This is a genomic window from Streptomyces rugosispiralis (genome assembly GCF_024505145.1).
Classification (GTDB): Bacteria; Actinomycetota; Actinomycetes; order Streptomycetales; family Streptomycetaceae; genus Streptomyces; species Streptomyces rugosispiralis.
This window is the reverse complement of record NZ_JANIAA010000001.1, coordinates 277618-295730: the sequence shown is the minus strand read 5'-3', so window position 1 is coordinate 295730 and position 18113 is coordinate 277618. Positions and strand designations below refer to the sequence as shown.

At 70.4% G+C, this 18113-nt stretch carries 17 protein-coding genes; 13 read left to right on the top strand and 4 right to left on the bottom strand.

Annotation, left to right across the window (positions count from 1 at the left end; genetic code table 11):
- The first annotated feature begins 3 nt into the window (after positions 1–3).
- The 6 genes from phnL (at position 4) to NP777_RS01225 (ending at position 6416) form a co-directional block, all read left to right on the top strand.
- Complete coding sequence (gene phnL / locus NP777_RS01250; RefSeq protein WP_256648098.1) at positions 4–723, top strand: phosphonate C-P lyase system protein PhnL; 720 nt, start codon at positions 4–6, stop codon at positions 721–723.
- The gene (locus NP777_RS01245) at positions 720–1433 is read left to right on the top strand and encodes a DUF1045 domain-containing protein (RefSeq protein WP_256648097.1); all 714 of its coding nucleotides are present in this window, start codon (positions 720–722) and stop codon (positions 1431–1433) included. Before phnL ends, NP777_RS01245 begins: the two co-directional genes overlap by 4 nt.
- Positions 1430–2605, top strand: a complete 1176-nt coding sequence (locus NP777_RS01240) for an alpha-D-ribose 1-methylphosphonate 5-triphosphate diphosphatase (protein WP_256648096.1) — start codon at positions 1430–1432, stop codon at positions 2603–2605. The genes NP777_RS01245 and NP777_RS01240 overlap by 4 nt, the downstream gene beginning before the upstream one ends.
- A complete protein-coding gene (gene phnN / locus NP777_RS01235) occupies positions 2602–3813 on the top strand; it encodes a phosphonate metabolism protein/1,5-bisphosphokinase (PRPP-forming) PhnN (protein WP_256648095.1) in 1212 nt (403 codons plus the stop codon). The genes NP777_RS01240 and phnN overlap by 4 nt, the downstream gene beginning before the upstream one ends.
- A 305-nt stretch (positions 3814–4118) precedes the next feature.
- Positions 4119–5786, top strand: coding sequence for an aa3-type cytochrome oxidase subunit I (gene ctaD, locus NP777_RS01230; protein WP_256648094.1), 1668 nt, complete (start codon positions 4119–4121; stop codon positions 5784–5786).
- A gap of 60 nt (positions 5787–5846) precedes the next feature.
- On the top strand, positions 5847–6416 hold the full coding sequence (locus NP777_RS01225) for a hypothetical protein (RefSeq protein WP_256648093.1): 570 nt from the start codon (positions 5847–5849) through the stop codon (positions 6414–6416).
- Between the two features lie 146 nt (positions 6417–6562).
- Here the strand turns inward: NP777_RS01225 and NP777_RS01220 are convergent, their stop codons facing one another.
- From NP777_RS01220 to NP777_RS01205, 4 genes are all read right to left on the bottom strand, one after another.
- A complete protein-coding gene (locus tag NP777_RS01220; RefSeq protein WP_256648092.1) occupies positions 6563–6937 on the bottom strand; it encodes a hypothetical protein in 375 nt (124 codons plus the stop codon).
- A 162-nt stretch (positions 6938–7099) separates the two neighbouring features.
- On the bottom strand, positions 7100–7975 hold the full coding sequence (locus tag NP777_RS01215) for a universal stress protein (RefSeq protein ID WP_256648091.1): 876 nt from the start codon (positions 7973–7975) through the stop codon (positions 7100–7102).
- 102 nt (positions 7976–8077) lie between these two features.
- Entirely contained in the window at positions 8078–8989 is a 912-nt protein-coding gene (locus NP777_RS01210; protein WP_256648090.1) for a universal stress protein, read from the bottom strand.
- A gap of 352 nt (positions 8990–9341) precedes the next feature.
- On the bottom strand, positions 9342–10091 hold the full coding sequence (locus NP777_RS01205; RefSeq protein ID WP_256648089.1) for an IclR family transcriptional regulator: 750 nt from the start codon (positions 10089–10091) through the stop codon (positions 9342–9344).
- Between the two features lie 123 nt (positions 10092–10214).
- Here NP777_RS01205 and NP777_RS01200 point away from each other — a divergent pair, with 123 nt between their 5' ends.
- The 7 genes from NP777_RS01200 to NP777_RS01170 all read left to right on the top strand — a co-directional run bounded on the left by NP777_RS01200 (position 10215) and on the right by NP777_RS01170 (position 18093).
- Complete coding sequence (locus NP777_RS01200) at positions 10215–11402, top strand: mandelate racemase/muconate lactonizing enzyme family protein (protein ID WP_256648088.1); 1188 nt, start codon at positions 10215–10217, stop codon at positions 11400–11402.
- A complete protein-coding gene (locus tag NP777_RS01195) occupies positions 11399–12499 on the top strand; it encodes a zinc-binding dehydrogenase (RefSeq protein ID WP_256648087.1) in 1101 nt (366 codons plus the stop codon). Before NP777_RS01200 ends, NP777_RS01195 begins: the two co-directional genes overlap by 4 nt.
- A 91-nt stretch (positions 12500–12590) precedes the next feature.
- Entirely contained in the window at positions 12591–14027 is a 1437-nt protein-coding gene (locus tag NP777_RS01190; protein ID WP_256648086.1) for an aldehyde dehydrogenase family protein, read from the top strand.
- A gap of 43 nt (positions 14028–14070) precedes the next feature.
- Positions 14071–15207, top strand: a complete 1137-nt coding sequence (locus NP777_RS01185) for an ABC transporter substrate-binding protein (protein ID WP_256648085.1) — start codon at positions 14071–14073, stop codon at positions 15205–15207.
- Entirely contained in the window at positions 15204–16127 is a 924-nt protein-coding gene (locus NP777_RS01180; protein ID WP_256648084.1) for an ABC transporter permease, read from the top strand. Before NP777_RS01185 ends, NP777_RS01180 begins: the two co-directional genes overlap by 4 nt.
- The gene (locus NP777_RS01175; RefSeq protein ID WP_256648083.1) at positions 16115–16990 is read left to right on the top strand and encodes an ABC transporter permease; all 876 of its coding nucleotides are present in this window, start codon (positions 16115–16117) and stop codon (positions 16988–16990) included. Before NP777_RS01180 ends, NP777_RS01175 begins: the two co-directional genes overlap by 13 nt.
- Complete coding sequence (locus NP777_RS01170) at positions 16987–18093, top strand: ABC transporter ATP-binding protein (RefSeq protein WP_256648082.1); 1107 nt, start codon at positions 16987–16989, stop codon at positions 18091–18093. Before NP777_RS01175 ends, NP777_RS01170 begins: the two co-directional genes overlap by 4 nt.
- Positions 18094–18113 lie beyond the last annotated feature (20 nt).

The window sequence follows — 18113 nt, the reverse complement described above, 5'->3', positions numbered from 1 at the left end:
CCCGTGACCACCGACCAGCCGACCCTCGCCGTCTCCGGCCTGGACAAGACCTTCACCATGCATCTGCAGGGCGGGCAGCGACTCGCCGTGCTGCGCGGGCTCGACTTCGACGTGAGCGCCGGGGAGTGCGTCGTCCTCGGCGGCGCGTCGGGCGCCGGTAAAAGCTCGATCCTGAAGATGGTGTACGGCAACTACGCCGTCGATCGCGGCGGTGTGCGCCTTCGCGCCGGGAACATCGACATCGACATCGCGACCGCGAACCCCAGAGAGATCCTCGCCGCCCGTCGCCACGCCATGGGATATGTCAGCCAGTTCCTGCGCTGTGTGCCCCGTGTGCCCGCCCTCGAAGTCGTCGCCGAACCGCTCGTCGCGCGGGGTGTCGACGCCACGGAGGCGGGCGAGCGCGCCGCCGAGCTGCTGTCCCGCCTCGGCATTCCGGACCGCCTGTGGGGGCTACCGCCGGCGACGTTCTCCGGCGGCGAGCAGCAGCGGGTCAACGTCGCGCACGGCTTCATCGCCGACCTGCCGATGCTGCTCCTGGACGAGCCCACCGCCTCCCTCGACGCCCGCAACCGCCGCGTGGTCGTGGAGCTGATCGCCGAGAAGCTCGAAGCGGGCACCGCGATGCTCGGCATCTTCCACGACGCGGAGGTCCGCGAAACCGTCGCGGACCGCGTCGTGCCGGTCGAGGACTTCACCCCGATGAGCAAGGTGGCGGCGTGAGTCACCGGTACGCGATCTACGCCGCACCAGGCATGGGAAACACCGACACCACAGGAACGCTGCTGCGCGAGCGCGCGGAATCCTGGCTCGGGCGAAGCGTCACCGGCCGCGCCACCCCCCGGGGCGTGCCGGAAGGGTGGACACGCCCGGCCATCGACCGGATCACTCACGACGCGCGCCGGTACGGCTTCCACGGCACCCTCAAACCACCCTTCCGCCTCGCCCCCGGACACACCGTCGCCGACGTCGCCACCGCCACCGCACGACTGGCCGCGTCGACCCCGCGGGTCACGATTCCGCGGCTCACGGTCAGCCGGATCAGCCGGTTCTACGCGCTCACCCCCGGCGAGGACGCCCCGGCCCTGAACGCGCTCGCCGCGTCCGTCGTGACCGGACTGGATCACTTCCGGGCAGCGGCGACACCCGAGGAGCTCGCGCGGCGGAAACCCCACACGCTCACGGAACGCCAGCGCACCCTGCTCACCGAACTCGGATACCCCTACGTGCTCGACGAGTTCCGGTTCCACCTCACCCTCACCGACCGCGTGCCGGACGACCGGCAGGACCAGGTCGAACAGACACTGCGGCACTGGTTCCGCGACTGCCTCGACCGCGACGTCACCCTCGGCGCGCTCGCCCTCTTCGTGGAAAACGAACCCGGCGCCCCGTTCCGCATCCACTCACTCCACCCGCTGGAGGGCTCCCGATGACCCACGACGAACTCGTTCTGACCAATGCCCGCGTGGTGCTCGGCGATGAGGCCATCCTCGGCTCGGTGGCCGTCCGGGACGGCCGGATCGCCGACATCAGCACGGGCATCGTGGCGGCGGGGGAGGACCTCGACGGCGACTACCTGCTGCCCGGCATCGTCGAATTGCACACCGACCACGTCGAGTACCACCTCCGTCCCCGGCCCGGCGTGCACTGGGAGGCGATGCCCGCCGTGCTCGCGCACGACGCTCAGATGACGGCCGCCGGTGCCACCACCGTTCTCGACGCGGTCCGGCTCGGATCGGAGCCGAGCAACCGCGAGACGGTGACCCGCTCGGCCCGGCGGCTGATGGACGCGATCACCACCGCGGCGGCGGCCGGAGCGTTCCGGGCCGACCACGCGATCCACCTCCGATGCGAGGTGTCCGCCGAGGACTGCCTGGACCGGTTCGAGGAGTTCGCGGACCACCCGCTGGTGCGACTGGCGTCACTGATGGACCACACCCCCGGCCAGCGGCAGTTCCACGACCTCGCCGAGTTCAAGAAGTACTACATCGGCAAGGGACTCGTGTCCGAGAGCAACATCGACGTGTACGTTGACGAACTCCTGCGCGAGTCGCGCCTGCACGCCGACCGGAACCGCCACGCCGTCGCCGAGGCGGCGCGCCGGCGCGGCATCGCCCTGGCGGCGCACGACGACGCGACGGCCGAGCACGTGGCGGAGTCCGTCGGACTCGGAGTGCGCATCGCCGAGTTCCCCACCACGATCGTGGCTGCCGAGTCCGCCGTCGCCCACGGCCTGTCGGTCGTCATGGGCGCGCCGAACATCGTGCGCGGCGGCAGCCAGTCCGGAAATGTGGCCGCGTCGGCGCTCCTCGAACGAGGGCTGCTCCACGTCCTCTCGTCCGACTACGTGCCCTCCAGCCCCATGCAGGCCGCCTTCCAACTCGTCGCGGACGGAACGATCCGTCTCGAGGACGCCGTCAAGCTGATCAGCTCCAACCCCGCCAAGGCCGTCGGTCTGGACGACCGGGGCGACATCACCGTCGGCAAGCGCGGTGATCTGGTGCGTGTCCGCACACACGCGCTGCCCGGCACCCCGGAGCACCCGGCGGGGCTGAGCGTGCCGATCGTCCGCACCGTGTACCGGAAGGGCGTGCGCGTCGCATGACCACACAGAAAATCGGCCCGGGCGCGTTCGTCGCGATCGTCGGAGCGAGCGGCGTCGGCAAGGACGCGCTCATCGCGGAGAGCCGACGCCATGCGGGTCCGGACGTTTCCCTGCCGCAGCGGCACATCACGCGTGCACCCGGGCCGGGCGAAAACCACCTCCCGAGGTCCGCGCGAGAATTCCGGATCGCCTCCGAGGCGGGCCACTTCGCGATCGAGTGGAACGCACACGGCCTGCGGTACGGGATCCCGGTCGGGATCGACGACGACATCAGGGGCGGACGCTCCGTCGTCGTGAACGTGTCCCGAGCCGTGCTCGGCGAACTGGCGGCACGCTACGAGCACCTTGTCGTCGTCCGCGTCACGGTCTCCGAAGCCGTCCGGGCGAGCCGACTGCGGACCAGGGGCCGGGAGGACGCGGACGACATGGCCCGACGGCTCCACCGCCCCGATCCCGCCCCCGACTACGCGGTGGACGCGGAGATCCACAACGACGGAACCATCGCGGAGGGCGCCGCCGCACTGCTGCGCGTCATCCGGGCAACTCCGCGCCGCACCTCCGCGCCGGGCGCCGTCTCCGCGTCGGTCTACGGATCGGGCGCGGTGCCGGCGGCGGGGATCGTGCACGAGGGCTCGACCGTCGTCGCGGGCACGCTCGGCCGATACACGGAGGTCGGGCAGGGCTCTCGGCTCGCCGACGTCGAGCTGGGCGACTACAGCTACTGCGACCGGTACTGCGACCTCGCGAACACGACCGTCGGGAAGTTCTCGAACATCGCGAGCTTCGTGCGGATCGGCGCGACCGATCACCCGCTCGACCGGGCGAGCCTGCACCACTTCATGTACCGCTCCGCGAGGTACTGGCCCGACGCCGAGGACGACGCGGAGTGGTTCGCGCGGCGGCGCTCCCGCCGGACGACGATCGGGCACGACACATGGATCGGGCACGGGGCGCAGGTGAAGCCGGACGTGGTCGTCGGGAACGGGGCGGTGATCGCGTCGGGCGCGATCGTCACGAAGGACGTCCCGCCGTACGCGATCGTCGCAGGCGTGCCGGCGCGGGTCATCCGGTTCCGGCAGCCGCCCGAGATCGCGGAGCGGCTGGAGCGGCTCGCCTGGTGGGACTGGGACCACGCCACGCTCCGCGAGCGGCTCGACGACTTCCGCACGCTGAACGCGGTCGATCTGCTCGACTGCTATGAGCCCTGATTCTCGGCGCGGTCGGCGCGGTCGGCGCAGCGACGCCGATGGTCGGCGAACAGCATGGTCAGATCTCTGCTGACCGAAGCCGCACGATGGTCGGAGCACCCTTCGCTGGATTCGGGCCGCTCCGGCCGAACCGCCGGCAATCAGGGACCTTCGACCCCGCCACTGGACTCTTCGGCCCTGTGCGGCCATTGGCCCGACCGATGATCATGTTGTGATCCGGAAGGAGCGGCGAATAGCTCGCGTATCGCCCTTCCGGCTGTTTCAGCATTGATCAAAGAAGCGGAGGGCGCGGCTCGGTGGACGGAATGAGTACCAAGGGGAACCACGTGAGGGGAACCGCTCCCGGAGCGGACTCCCCGCCGCCGCGCAGGCATCCGCTGGTGGAATGGCTGACGACCACCGATCACAAACGGATCGGGACGCTGTACCTGGTCTCGGCTTTCGCCTTCTTCCTCGTCGGCGGCCTGATGGCGCTGGTCATGCGGGCCGAATTGGCGCGCCCGGGAACCCAGATCATGTCCAATGAGCAGTACAACCAGGCATTCACGATGCATGGCTCGGTCATGCTGCTGCTCTTCGCGATGCCTCTGTTCACCGGGTTCGCCAACTGGATTATGCCGCTTCATATCGGGGCTCCGGACGTGGCCTTCCCCCGTCTGAACATGCTCTCCTACTGGCTGTTCCTGTTCGGCTCGCTGATCGCCGCCGCCGGATTCCTCACCCCGCAGGGCGCCGCCGACTTCGGCTGGTTTCTGTATGCGCCCCTGTCGGACGCCATCCATTCACCCGGTATCGGCTCCGACATGTGGATCATGGGCGTTACGCTCTCCGGCTTCGGCTCCATCCTGGGCGCGGTCAACTTCATCACCACCATCACCTGCATGCGCGCTCCGGGCATGACGATGTTCCGGATGTCCATCTTCACCTGGAACGTGCTGCTGACCTCGGTGTTGATTCTGCTTGTCTTCCCGGTGCTGGCCGCGGCGCTCCTCGCGCTGGAGTGCGACCGCAAGTTCGGATCGCATATCTTCGACCCGGCCAATGGTGGTGCCTTGTTGTGGCAGCATCTGTTCTGGTTCTTCGGACATCCCGAGGTCTACATCCTCGCGCTGCCGTTCTTCGGCATTGTCTCCGAGGTCGTCCCGGTGTTCTCGCGCAAGCCGATGTTCGGTTATGTCTCGCTGATCGCCGCGACGATCTCGATCGCCGGTCTCTCGGTCACGGTGTGGGCCCACCATATGTATGTCACCGGTGGTGTGCTGCTGCCGTTCTTCTCGTTCATGACGTTCCTCATCGCGGTTCCCACCGGCATCAAGTTCTTCAACTGGATCGGGACGATGTGGAAGGGGTCGCTGTCCTTCGAGACGCCCATGCTCTGGGTCACCGGCTTCCTGATCACTTTCACCTTCGGCGGTCTGACCGGTGTGATCCTGGCATCGCCGCCGTTGGACTTCCATGTATCGGACTCCTACTTCGTCGTCGCGCACTTCCACTACACACTGTTCGGCACCGTCGTCTATGCGATGTTCGCCGGATTCCACTTCTGGTGGCCGAAGTTCACCGGAAAGATGCTCGACGAACGACTTGGAAAGATCACCTTCTGGACCCTCACCGTCGGGTTTCACCTCACCTTCCTTGTGCAGCACTGGCTGGGGGCCGAGGGAATGCCCCGCCGGTATGCCGATTACCTGGCGGCCGATGGCTTCACCGCTCTCAACACGCTGTCCACCATCGGTTCGTTCCTGCTCGGTCTTTCGGTCCTGCCGTTCTTCTACAACATCTGGAAGACCGCCAAATACGGAAAGAGGGTCGAGGTCGACGATCCGTGGGGATACGGACGCTCCCTGGAGTGGGCCACCTCGTGCCCTCCACCACGGCACAACTTCACGCGGCTGCCCCGGATACGCAGTGAATCCCCGGCCTTCGATCTGCACCATCCCGAGATCCACGAGCTCGAGGCCGCGCGGCGGTGAGCGGACCGCCACGGTCCGACGCCCTTGCCGATGTCCAGGTGTCTGATGGAGGAGAGTGCCATGTCCCACGCCGTCCTCGCACTGGCTGCCGCGGTGTCCTGCGCCGGCGGGTGCGTCTGGTCCCTGCCCGCGGTGGCGGACATACGGGCCCGAGACGACCGGCCGCTGTCCCGGCGGATCGCGGCGGCCGGATGCCTCACCGGCTGGGGGACGGTCGCGCTTCTCGCGCCGCTGCTTCTCACCCCGGTGCCCTGGAGCGTCATCGGTGCCGTGGCCGCGACGGGCGCGGCCACGGCCACGGCGCTGGCCGCCCGGTCCCGCGTCCACCGAGCACGTGAACTCCGGGAGGCCGAACGACACTGGGCGGCCTGGGGGTATGGGATCCCGGGCCGGTCCGCCTCCTCGCGGCGCCGCGCTTTCCTGGTATGGCTGCTGCCCGGACTCGTCGTGGCGACCGCGGTGGCTGTCGCGATCCTGTGGACGGGACAGGCGAACCCGGGCCGCACGGCTGCGGCGGCGTTGACCGCGGCGGGCGTCGTCAGCCTGTTCCTCGTCCTCGCCATCGCCGACGCGGCCCGGGGACAGGCCGTGCGCCGTGGCAAAGCGCCGACGGGGTCGATCCGGCCGTAGCGGTCCGGGACCGTCGATGAGACCGGGCGCGTGGACGTGACGAGGGCCCGGAGCGGCCCTCGTCACGCTCCCGGAACCGGGCCGGTGCGATCCACCGGCCCGGTTCCATCCGACGCGTACCGGCCGGGCTTTCGCACCCGAGGCCCTCAGCCCGCCGCATGTCCTCCGCGCCACGGCGGCACCACCGGCCCGCGGGCCGCGCGCCCGCTGTGCGCGGCCTGGTTCACCTGGCGGCGCATCCGGTCCTGCAACCGGTCGGCGACCTCCCGGCCGGTGGCTTCCCGCGCGTGGACGACCACGACGGCTCGACCCACCCGGAGGTTGGCCGTGGCCGACCAGGGGCGCTCGATGTGCGGGGCCGCCGCCTTGGCGATCCTCACCTCGCCGGTGACTACGGGCAGCCCCGGCCGGGCCAGGACCGCGTCGACCTTGGTCCGCGCGTAGCCGAGCGTCTCCTCATCGACGCCGTTCTCGGCGCGTACCGTCACGGCCGCGTCCTCATCAGTGGTCCTGAGAGTCATGTTCGATCGCTCCTTGTGCCGTTGACAGCGGTTTTGGATCTCCCCGGCAGCGGGGCGGGGCCCAGGGCCCATCGGTCCCGGTGGGCGGGGCGGTGTACCCGGCCCACCGGGAGCGAGAGCGGGAGCGAGGCCGGAGGCCCGGCCGGCGCGGGGAGCCGGCTTTCAGTCGTGCGGTACGACGGCCACCGGAACGGTGGAGTGGTGGAGCACCGCGTGCGTGACCGGGCCGATGTGGGTGCCCGGGACGGAACGGTGCGCCCGGCGGCCGACCACCAGCAGCCCGGCCTCGGCGGTGGCCCGCAGCACGGCCCCGGCCACGAACGCGAGATCGATCGTGCGTTCCACCGTCACCCGCGGGTACTTCTCCCGCCACGGTCCCAGGGCCCTTTCCAGGTCCCGGTTCACCCGGCCCTCCAGATCACCGTTCAGATAGCCGACGGGTGCCGCGCCGAGGCCGTACCCGTAGTCGGACGACGGCAGCTTGCAGACGTGCACGGCCCGCAACGTCGCCCCGCGCGCGGACGCCGCGGCGAACGCGAAGTCCAGCAGTGGCGCGGGGGCCTCCTTGAGGTTCTGGAGCGCGACGACGACCTCGTCGCCCGGCCGCTCGGCGGCGGACCGTTCGTTCGCCCGCACCATCACCACCGGGCACGTCGCTCGGGCGAGGACCCGCTGGCCGACGGAGCCGAGCAGGAAACCGGTGAGGGCGCTGAGCCCACGCGAGCCGAGCACCAGCATCTCGGCGCCCTCCGCCCGCTCCAGCAGCGCCGTGACGGCTGTGGTGGACACGTGCTCGGCGGTGACTGGAAGGTCCGGGTAGCGGCCGCTCAGTTCCTTCTCGGCGTCGCGCAGGATGCGCTGCGCCCAGTGCCTCACGGTGTCCTCGCTGTCCGGGGCGGGCAGCTCGCCGGTCCGCCAGAGCCAGGCGTGCACCAGGTTCAATGGCAGTTGGCGGCGCTGGGCCTCGTGGGCCGCCCAGTTGGCCGCGGTGAAACTCTCGGGGGAGCCGTCGAGTCCGACGACGACGGGGCGGAGCATCACATGTACCTCCGTGCGTGAGGGGGTGGGCAGCGGTCGTTCCGCGCCGGGGAGATTCATGCCGGGAAAGGCGTCGGCCGCGCGGCTGCCTCCCGAAGGGGGTCAGCCGTGCGCGATCACTGCCACCGGCGCGGAGGAGTGGTGCAGTACGGAGTGACTGACCGGCCCGAGGCGCGGGCCGGGCCGCGGGCCCTGGGTGAAGCGGCCGACGACCACCAGGGCGGCGTGGGCCGACGCGTCCGCCAGATGCCCCGCGGGGCTGCCGACCACGGCGTGCTCGCTCACCTCGACGCCGGGGAACCTCGCCCGCCACGGGCGGAGTACGTCAGCCAGCTCGCTCACGACCTGAGCCGAAGCTCCGGTGCCGAAGGGGACCGGGCGGCCGGAGGCGGGGGGCGGGCTCCATCCGTGGATGACGCGCAGTGTCGCCGCCCGGCGGGCGGCGGCGTCGAACGCGAACTCCAGCACCGGAGCGGCCGGCCGCCGGAGGTCGAGCCCCAATACGACATCGCGGCGTGCGCCTGATGCGAGATCGTGGCGTGCGAGGGCCGGAGAGGCGGTGGCGGCCGGTCCGGTCCGCTGATTGCCCCGCTCGGTTCCGCCGGTCCGTACCAGGACGACGGGGAGCTCGGCGCGGGCCACGATCGACAGCGCGACGGAGCCGACCAGAATCCCGGTGACCCTGCTCAACCCCCGTGAGCCGAGCACCAGCATCTCGGCGTTCTCGGCGGCCGCCAGCAGCGACGGCACCGGTTCGCGGGCGACCTGCTCATGGACGATCCGTAACCCCGGGTGGTCGCTTCGCAGCCGCGCCGCGGTATCGCTCGGCAGCCGCTCGGCCCATCGGGTCAGCGACTCGACTCCGGTGAGCGGCGCGTAGGTGAACGAGTGCCAGTCCAGCGCGTGGACGAGGCTCAGCGGCAGCCCGCGGCGCTGGGCCTCGCGGGCCGCCCAGTCCGCCGCGGCGAGGCTCTCGGGTGAACCGTCCAGGCCGACGGTGACAGTACCGGGCATGGTGCGGACCTCCTTCTGGGACGCGCTTCCACCCTCTCGGCGGGGACGGGGCGGCGGGATGGGTCCCAGGTCCCCTGAGCGCGGCCGACCGGCCCCATGCCGTGCCCGTGCGTGGTCGGGCACGGCATAGCGGGCATCGGCACAGCGGTCACGACGCCGTGCTGGAACGCGGGCTCAGGCCCGTCAGGACGGCTGGGTCACCGGCGCGGGCTGGTCGCGGGGCGGCGAGCCGTCCGGCGCGGAGGTCTCGGAGAGCGGGCGGTCCTTGGTCTCCGGGGCCCATATGACGATCACGACCAGGCCCGAGGCGGTGATCGTCGCTCCGAACCGTCATGATCCGCGCTTGATCCGGTCAGCACATGTGCAACCGCTCCTCGATCTCACCGGCCGCCTCCTTGAGCACGGGGGCGAGCGCACGCAGTTCGGGATCGGTCCAGCGGTAGGTCGGCAGCGTGAGGTTCACATACGCCAGATCCCGTCCGGCCCGGTCCCGGATCGCCGCCGTGATGCCGCACCACTCTTCCTGATGTTCCTTGTAGTTCACCGCGACGCCCGTCCGCCGGCATTCGTCGAGTTCGGCACGTAAGGCGCGGGCGCTGGTGATCGTGTACGGAGTGGGGCGGGCCAGCGGCGCGGCGAGGTGGTCGGCCAGTTCCCGCTCGGGCAGCGAGGCCAGATAGAGCTTGCCCGCCGAGCCGCAGTGCAGCGGAACGTCGAGGCCCGCCAGGTCGACGTGAACCGGGCTCGCGGGGCGCGCCTCGTCGAGGACGACGAGCGTGCCCCGAGTGGCCACCTCGAGGAAGGCGCTGCCGTCCGTCCGCGCGGCGAGCCGTTCCAGGGCGGGCCGGGCCCGGCGGATCAGCAGTGACGCGTCGGTCGCGCTCGCCAGGCGCACGGTGCCGTAGGCGATCGTGTACCGACCGGAGAGCGGGTCACGTTCGACGAGATCGAAGTGTTCGAGGGTGCTGAGCAGGCGCCATGCGGTGGCCCGGTTGACTCCGGCGCGCTGGGCGATCTCCGACGCCGTGGGCGGCACCGGACTTGCCGCTACCTCTTCCAGCAGCAGCAAGGCGCGTTCCACGGCCTGCACGCGATCACTCATGAGCGACTCCAGAGCCTTCCTCGGACAACCTTTCCCCTCATCGTATGCGCTGCTATCGTGCAACACCGGTTGCATCATAGCGGCACAGGTCCAATCCCCTTACGGGAGAAGGCTGGTGAGAGCATGCGCATCACCGGGATACGGAGCCGACTCGTCGAACTGCCACTCGATGCGCCGTTCCGCCCGGCGTGGGGACGGGGGCGCGTCCAGACAACGCTCGTCCTGGTCGTCTTCGAGGTCGGGACCGACCAAGGCGTCGTGGGACTCGGGGCGGCCCATGGCGGGCTCGAGGCACAGATCGCCGTCGACCGGTTCGTCACCCCTCATCTGATCGGCCAGGACCCGGCCCGGATCGAGACCCTGGCCGGGATCATCCGCGACGCCGAGATCCTCGGCCCGCCCCCCTACTGCATGGAGATCCCGCTCTGGGACATCCTCGGGAAGGCCGCCGGGCTGCCGGTGAGCCGCCTGTGGGGCGGTGCGTCCGACCGCGTGCGCGCCTACTGCTCCACCGGTGAACTGCGCACCCCGGACGAGCGCGCGGACGGTGTGGCCCGGCTCGTCGAGGAGGGCTTCACGGCCGTGAAACTCCGCTTCCACCATGATGATCCACGCGATGACATCGTCGTCGCCGAGGCCGTTCGCGCCGCCGTGGGCCGCGGCGTCGAACTCATGGTGGACGCCAACCAGGCCGGTGCCGACCCCGGCGTCGGCGGTCACGCCGTATGGGACTTCCGCACGGCCCTATGGGTGGGCCGCGAACTCGAACGACTGGAATACGCCTGGCTGGAAGAGCCGCTGCCCCGGCACGACTGGACGGGGCTGGCGCGGCTACGGGACCGGCTGGACGCCATCAAGCTGGCGGGCGGAGAGGACAACCACGGGTTGCACGAGTTCCGGCTGCTCCTCGAACGCGGCTGCTTCGACGTTCTCCAGCCCGATGCCGTCAAGTCGGAGACACTCTCGGGCATCCGTCATCTCGCGGCGTTCGCTGAGCTGTCGGGTGTCGATGTCATCCCCCATACCTGGGGCAACGGCCTGGGCATGCTCGTCCATCTGCATCTGGCCGCCGCACTCCCCAACTGCGGCTACCTCGAATATCCGCACGATCCGCCCAGTGGGCTCACCGCCTCCGCCCGCGACCGGATGCTCACCGAGCCGCTCACGGTCGACACGGAGGGCTATGTGCACGTACCCGACCGGCCGGGCTTCGGCTTCGTACTCGACGAGGACCTGGTCGCGCATCACACCGTTCACACCATCGAGCGCGGCGACTGCGGGTTCGCGGTCGCGGAAGGAAGTGCGACGTGAGGGTCAAGGCAGCGATACTGACCGGCACCGGCAGGCCGTTCGAGGTCGACGAGGTGGAACTGGCCGGGCCGAAGGCCGGCGAGGTACTCGTCAAGGTCGCCGCGAGCGGTCTGTGCGCCAGCGATCTCAATGTCATCGACGGCAAGCGCGGCCTCGCTCCCTTCCCCGTCGTCCTGGGGCACGAGGCGTCCGGTGTCGTGGCGGAGACGGGCCCCGGCGTGACCCGGCTGAAGGCCGGCGACCCTGTCGTGATGTCGATCGTCCCGTCCTGCGGCCACTGTCCGTCCTGCGCGAACGGTCGCCCGAACTACTGCGCGGTGGCGGGCGACGCCATGAGCCGAGGCGGCCTCTTCGACGGCACGAGCCGGTTGTCCCGCGGTGGCCGGCGGCTCAACCACTTCCTCACCGTCTCCTCATTCGCCGAGTACGCGGTGGTCCCGGAGTCCGGAGCGGTACGCGTGGACCCGGCCATGCCCCTTGACCGTGCCGCGCTGATCAGCTGTGCGGTGCTCACCGGACACGGTGCGGTGCACAACACCGCCCGAGTGCGCCACGGCTCCCGGGTCGCGGTGTTCGGATGCGGCGGTGTGGGACTCAACGTCGTCCAGGGCGCCAGGACCGCCGGCGCGTCGCGGATCGTGGCCGTCGACGTGAATCCCGACAAGCTGCGACTGGCCGAGCGCCTGGGCGCGACGGACGCCGTGCACGCCGACCGGCAGGACCCGGTCGCCGCGATCGGTGAGCTCACCGGCGGCGTCGACTACGCCTTCGAGGCACTCGGCCTCGAGCAGACCGTCCGGCAGGCGTGGCAGAGCCTCGACGTCGGGGGCGAGGCGGTGATCGTCGGGCTGATGCGGCACGGCGCGACGGTCACCTTGGACGCCAATCCGTTCGTCGACGAAAAGCGCATCGGCGGCTGCTACTTCGGCTCGTCCCACCTCATGCGCGACGTACCCGCGCTCGTCGAGCGTTACCTCGCCGGAGAGCTGCTGCTCGACGAGATCATCAGCCGGCGGGTCGGACTCGACGACCTCACCGAGGCGTTCGGCCGCCTCCGCGCGGGCGACGGCGCCCGCAGTGTGCTCGTCTTCGACTGAACCCGGCGATTCCACTGAACCCAGCGATCTGCCGGACCAGCCCTCCGGTGTTCCCGAGCCACCGATCCCTATCCCGATGTGAGGTGACACCGTGCCGATCGAGCACGACCAGAACTATGTCGACGGTGAGTGGACAGACGCCGCCGAAGGCGGCAGGACCGACGTCTTCGACCCCGCGACCGGGGCGACGATCGCCACCGTCCCCAACAGTTCCGGCCGGGACGTCGACCAGGCCGTCGCCGCCGCCCGCCGGGCCGCCGGCACCTGGTCCCGGACCACGCCCGGCGAACGCGCCGAGACGCTGCTGGCCCTCGCCGATACGCTGCTCCAGGACGCGGACGCGATGACCGGCATCGAGTCGCTCAACGCGGGCAAGCCGCTCGGCGCCGCACGGGCCGAGACCCATGGGGCGGTCGAGCGGCTGCGGTTCTTCGCCGGAGCGGCGCGCTGTCCGGACGGCCGGGCCGCCGGTGAGTACGTGCCCGGCCACACCTCCATGGTCCGCCGTGAGCCGATCGGCGTCGCGGGCCTGATCACACCGTGGAATTACCCCCTGCTGGCCATGGTGACCAAGCTCGGACCGGCCCTGGCCGCGGGCAACACGGTCGTCCTCAAGCCGTCCGAGCAGACTCCGCTGACCGCGCTCCGGCTGGCCGCGCTGGCCTCCGGAATCCTCCCGCCGGGTGTGCTCAACGTCGTCAACGGCGAGGGCCGTTCGGCAGGTGTGCCGCTGGTTCGCCACGGCGGAGTGGACATCGTCTCCCTCACCGGGGACTCCGCGACGGGCAAGGACGTCACGCGGGCGGCGGCCGACAGCCTCAAGCGGGTCCATCTCGAACTCGGCGGCAAGGCACCCGCCGTCGTGCTCGACGACGCCGACCCCGTCGAGGTCGCGGATGTCCTGCGCGGCGCCGGCTTCTACAACGCGGGACAGGACTGCGGCGCCGCGTCCCGGGTCATCGTCACGGCCCGCGCCTACGACCGGGTGGTGGAGGAGCTGGTCCGCGCCGTCTCCTCGCTGCGGGTCGGTGCCCCCACCGACCCCGGCACCGAGATGGGCCCCCTGGCCCACGCCGCGCACGCCGAACGCGTCCGGGGCTTCCTCGACCGCGCCGCCGAGGCGGGGGCGTCCTTTCTCACCGGTGGCGGTGGAGCCGGCCCCGGTGGGTGCTACGTCGCCCCGACCGTGGTGACCGATGTCGCCCAGCACAGCGAGATCGTCCAGCGGGAGGTCTTCGGGCCCGTGATCTCGGTGCAGCGCGCGGCGGACGCCGAAGCCGCTTACACGATGGCCAATGACGTGGTCTACGGGCTCGCCGCGTCCGTCTTCACGCGGGACGTCGGGCAGGCCATGGACGCGGCCCGCCGGCTGCGGTTCGGGACGGTCTGGATCAACGACCACGGAGTGTCCGCCTCCGAGATGCCGTGGGGCGGCTTCAAGGAGTCCGGGAACGGCAGGGAGCGGTCCGTCTATTCGCTGGAGGAGTTCACCGAGCTCAAACACGTCATGGTCAAGCTACCCGCCTGACGACATCAGCCAGTTCCTCGGGCCACCATGAAAGAGGCATCCCGTGCGCACAAGGAGAACGTTGGTCGCCGTCGGCGCCGGTCTCACCCTGCTGTTCGCCACCGCCTGCGGCCCGCCCCCACCGCCACCCGGCACCTCCCGTACGGACGCGGCCGGACCCGCGGCGAGGGCCGAGTCCGCCGCCGACCTCGGGGGTTTGGCCGAGCTCGTCGCCGCGGCCGAGAAGGAGGGGACACTGAACGTCATCGCCCTTCCGCCGGACTGGGCCGACTATGGCGGCATGATCGCGGGCTTCGAGGCGAAGTACGGTGTCAAGGTCCACTCCACCCAGCCCGACGCCAGCAGCCAGGACCAGATCAACGCGGCCAGGCAACTGAAGGGCCAGAACCGCGCACCCGACGTCTTCGACCTCGGCAGCAATGTGGCACTGGCCAACACCGCACTGTTCGCTCCGTACCGGACGGCTGCCTGGAAGGACGTCCCGGACCGCCTCAAGGACCCCAAGGGGCGCTGGACCAGCGACTACACCGGCTACCTCTCCATCGGCTACGACGCCTCCAAGGTCCCCGCCCCCGTGACGATGAACGACCTGCTGGGGCCCGCCTACAAGGGCAAGGTCGCGCTCAACGGCGACCCGACCCAGGCATCCGCCGGCTTCCACGGAGTCGCCGCGGCCTCGGTCGCGAACGGCGGATCGGCGGACGATCTGGCGCCCGGCGTGGAGTTCTTCCGGAAACTCAAGGCCAGGGGAAATCTCATCCCGGTCGACCCCACTCCGGCGACGATCGCTTCCGGGCAGACACCCGTCGTCCTGGACTGGGACTACCTCAACGTCGCACAGACCGCCGCACTGAAAGGCAAGGTCGACTGGAAGGCGGCGATACCGGAGCACGCGGTCGTGGGGGCCTACTACTTTCAGGCGATCAACAAAGACGCCCCGCACCCCGCGGCGGCCCGGCTCTGGCAGGAGTACCTCTACTCCGCCGAAGGCCAGAACACCTGGCTGCGGGGGTACGCGCGGCCCGTGCTGAGTGACGTCATGCGCCGGAACGGCACGATCGACAAAGCCGCCTTCGCCAAGCTGCCGAAGGCGTCCGGGACGCCGGTGGTCCTCACCGAGCCCGAGCTGAAGGCCGGCCAGGACTACCTCCAGACCCACTGGCGAAAGGCCGTCAATTGAGCACCGAAGCGCCCCCTGAAGCGGTCACGCCGCCGCTCGGTCCGGCATCACCCGGTGCCCGTCGCCGGCGCCTCCCATGGCTGCTGCCCCATCTCGGGCTGCTGCCGTTCTTCGGCTACCTGGCGGTCTTCCTGCTCTGGCCGACGTACCTGGTGCTCATCGGCGCGTTCCAGGACGACAGGGGACGGCCCACCCTGCGCAACGTCCGAACCGTCACGACCAGCGACTATCTCCACGGCTTCGTCCGCTCCATCGAAGTCTCGGCCACCACCGCGCTGGCGGGCTCCGTGCTGGGCGCGCTGCTCGCCTGGGCGGTGGCCGAGAGCAGGCCCGACGGCCTGCTGCGCCGCGTCACGGTCGCCTCGTGCGGCGTTCTCGCACAGTTCGGTGGCGTCATGCTCGCCTTCGCCTTCCTCGCCACCTTCGGCTTCAACGGCGTCGTCACCCTGTTCCTCCACGACCACCTGGGGGTGAACGTCCTCTCCGGCGGCACCTGGCTCTACGGTCTCACCGGGCTGGTCGTCGTCTACACCTACTTCCAGATCCCGCTCATGCTCATCGTCTTCCTGCCCGCCGTCGACAACCTCCGGCCGGAATGGCGCGAGGCATCGATGAGCCTCGGCGGATCCACCTGGGCCTATTGGCGTTACGTCGCCGGCCCGGCGCTCGCGCCGAGCTTCTTCGGCGCGGCCCTGCTGCTCTTCGCCAACGCCTTCTCCTCCTACGCGACGGCCGCCGCCCTGGTCAGCCAGGGCAGCCCGATCGTGCCGCTGCAGATCGGCAACTTCCTGACCAGCGAGGTCGCCCTGGGCCGGGGAGGTGCGGGCAAGGCACTGGCCCTGGGCATGATCGTGGTGGTGGCGGTGGTCATGTCGCTGTACGCGCTGGTGCAACGGAAGGCGGCGACATGGCTGCGGTGAACACCTCCGTACCCGACGGGCGTACGCGCCCCCCACGGCCGTCGGCCAGGTCACGCAGGGCGCGGCCATCACCGGTGTCGGCGCTGCGCTGGGCGGTGCTCATCGTGATCGGCGGCTATCTGCTGCTGCCGCTGCTCGCCATGGCCGAGTTCTCCACGCGGGGCACGGCGACGGGCCGCTCACTCGACGCCTGGAGGGAGATCGGTTCCAACGCGGATCTCCTCGGTGCCATCACCATGTCGCTCGAGCTCTCCGCACTCACGGTAGTGGCTACGCTCATCCTGTTGGTGCCCACGATGACCTGGGTGCATCTGCGAGTGCCGCGGATGAGACGGCTCGTGGAATTCGCCTGCCTGCTGCCGCTGACCATCCCCGCGATCGTACTCGTCGTCGGTATCGGCCCCATCTACCTGTGGGTGAATTACCTGCTCGGGGACTCCCCGCTCACCCTCACCTTCGTCTACGTCATCTTGGTACTGCCCTACGCCCACCGCGCCATCGACGGGGGGCTCGGCAGTGCCGACATCGTGACGCTCGCCGAAGCGGCACGCAGCCTGGGAGCGAGCTGGCCCCGGGTACTGGTGAACATCGTCCTGCCCAACATCCGCGGCGCGGTGATCTCGGCGTCGATCATCTCCGTGGCGCTGGTGCTCGGCGAGTTCACCGTCGCCTCGCTGCTGAACTTCGACACCTTGCAGGTCGTGATCAATCTGCTGGGCAAGCGCGATGCCGCCGTGTCCGTCGCCGTGTCGGCCGCGGCCCTCCTCTTCGCCTTCGTCCTGCTGTACGCACTCGCCCAGGTGGCTTCGCGTCGTCCCGGAACCGTCGCCGCGGACGCCACCGAGGAAGGACCCACACCGTGACCACCGACATCGCGGACTCCTCGCCCACCGATCGGCTCGCCGAGCGGCCGGGGGCAGCGGTCCAGCTGGTCGGCCTGCACCGTTCCTTCGGCAAGGTGCGCGCACTGGACGGCCTGTCCCTGGACGTCGCGGCCGGTGAGTTCGTCGCCCTTCTCGGCCCCTCCGGCTGCGGAAAGACCACCGCGCTGCGCGCACTCGCCGGTCTCGACGAGCTGGACTCCGGGCGGATCCTCGTCGGCGGCCAGGACATCACCCGGCTGAGCTCGAACCGTCGCGGCATGGGGATGGTGTTTCAGGCGTACAGCCTCTTCCCCACCATGACCGCACGCGACAACGTCGCCTACGGTCTGCGGCTGCGCGGTGTCGGCACCCGGACACGGCGCCGCCGTGCCGAGGAACTCCTGGAACTCGTCGGGCTGGCCAGCCACGCGGTCCACTATCCGCACCAGCTCTCCGGAGGGCAACAGCAGCGCGTGGCCCTGGCCCGCGCCCTGGCCGTCCAGCCCGAGGTGCTGCTTCTGGACGAGCCGCTGTCGGCGCTGGACGCCAAGGTGCGCGCCCAACTGCGGGACGAGATCCGGCGTATTCAGCTCGACGTCGGCATCACCACGCTGTTCGTGACCCACGACCAGGAGGAGGCGCTCGCGGTCGCCGACCGGGTGGGCGTCCTCCACGCCGGCCGGCTGGAGCAGATAGCCCGGCCCGGCGATCTGTACGACCGGCCGCGCACCGCGTTCGTCGCCGAGTTCGTCGGCCTCAGCAACCCCCTGCGCGGAAGGGCCCGATCGGGAGAGTTGGGCCTGCTGGGCACTCGGCTGCCGCTGCTCCCCGGAAGCGCCTTCGAGGGGCCTGTCAGGGCGTTCGTACGCCCGGAATCCGTAACCGTGGATCCGGTGCCGGACCAGGACCAGGGGCACGGCGCACCGATCGGGCGGGTCCTCTCCGTGAGTTTCCTCGGATCGCTGTGCCGGGTGCGGATCCAGCTCCCGGACCAGGACCCGGTGCTCGCCCAGATCCCGAAGGCGGAAGCCGCCCGCCTCTCTCCCGGATCACCGGTGCGGGTGACGATCCGCCCCGTACCGGTGTTCGCGGAACCCGCCTGATCCGGACCGGCTCCCGGTGG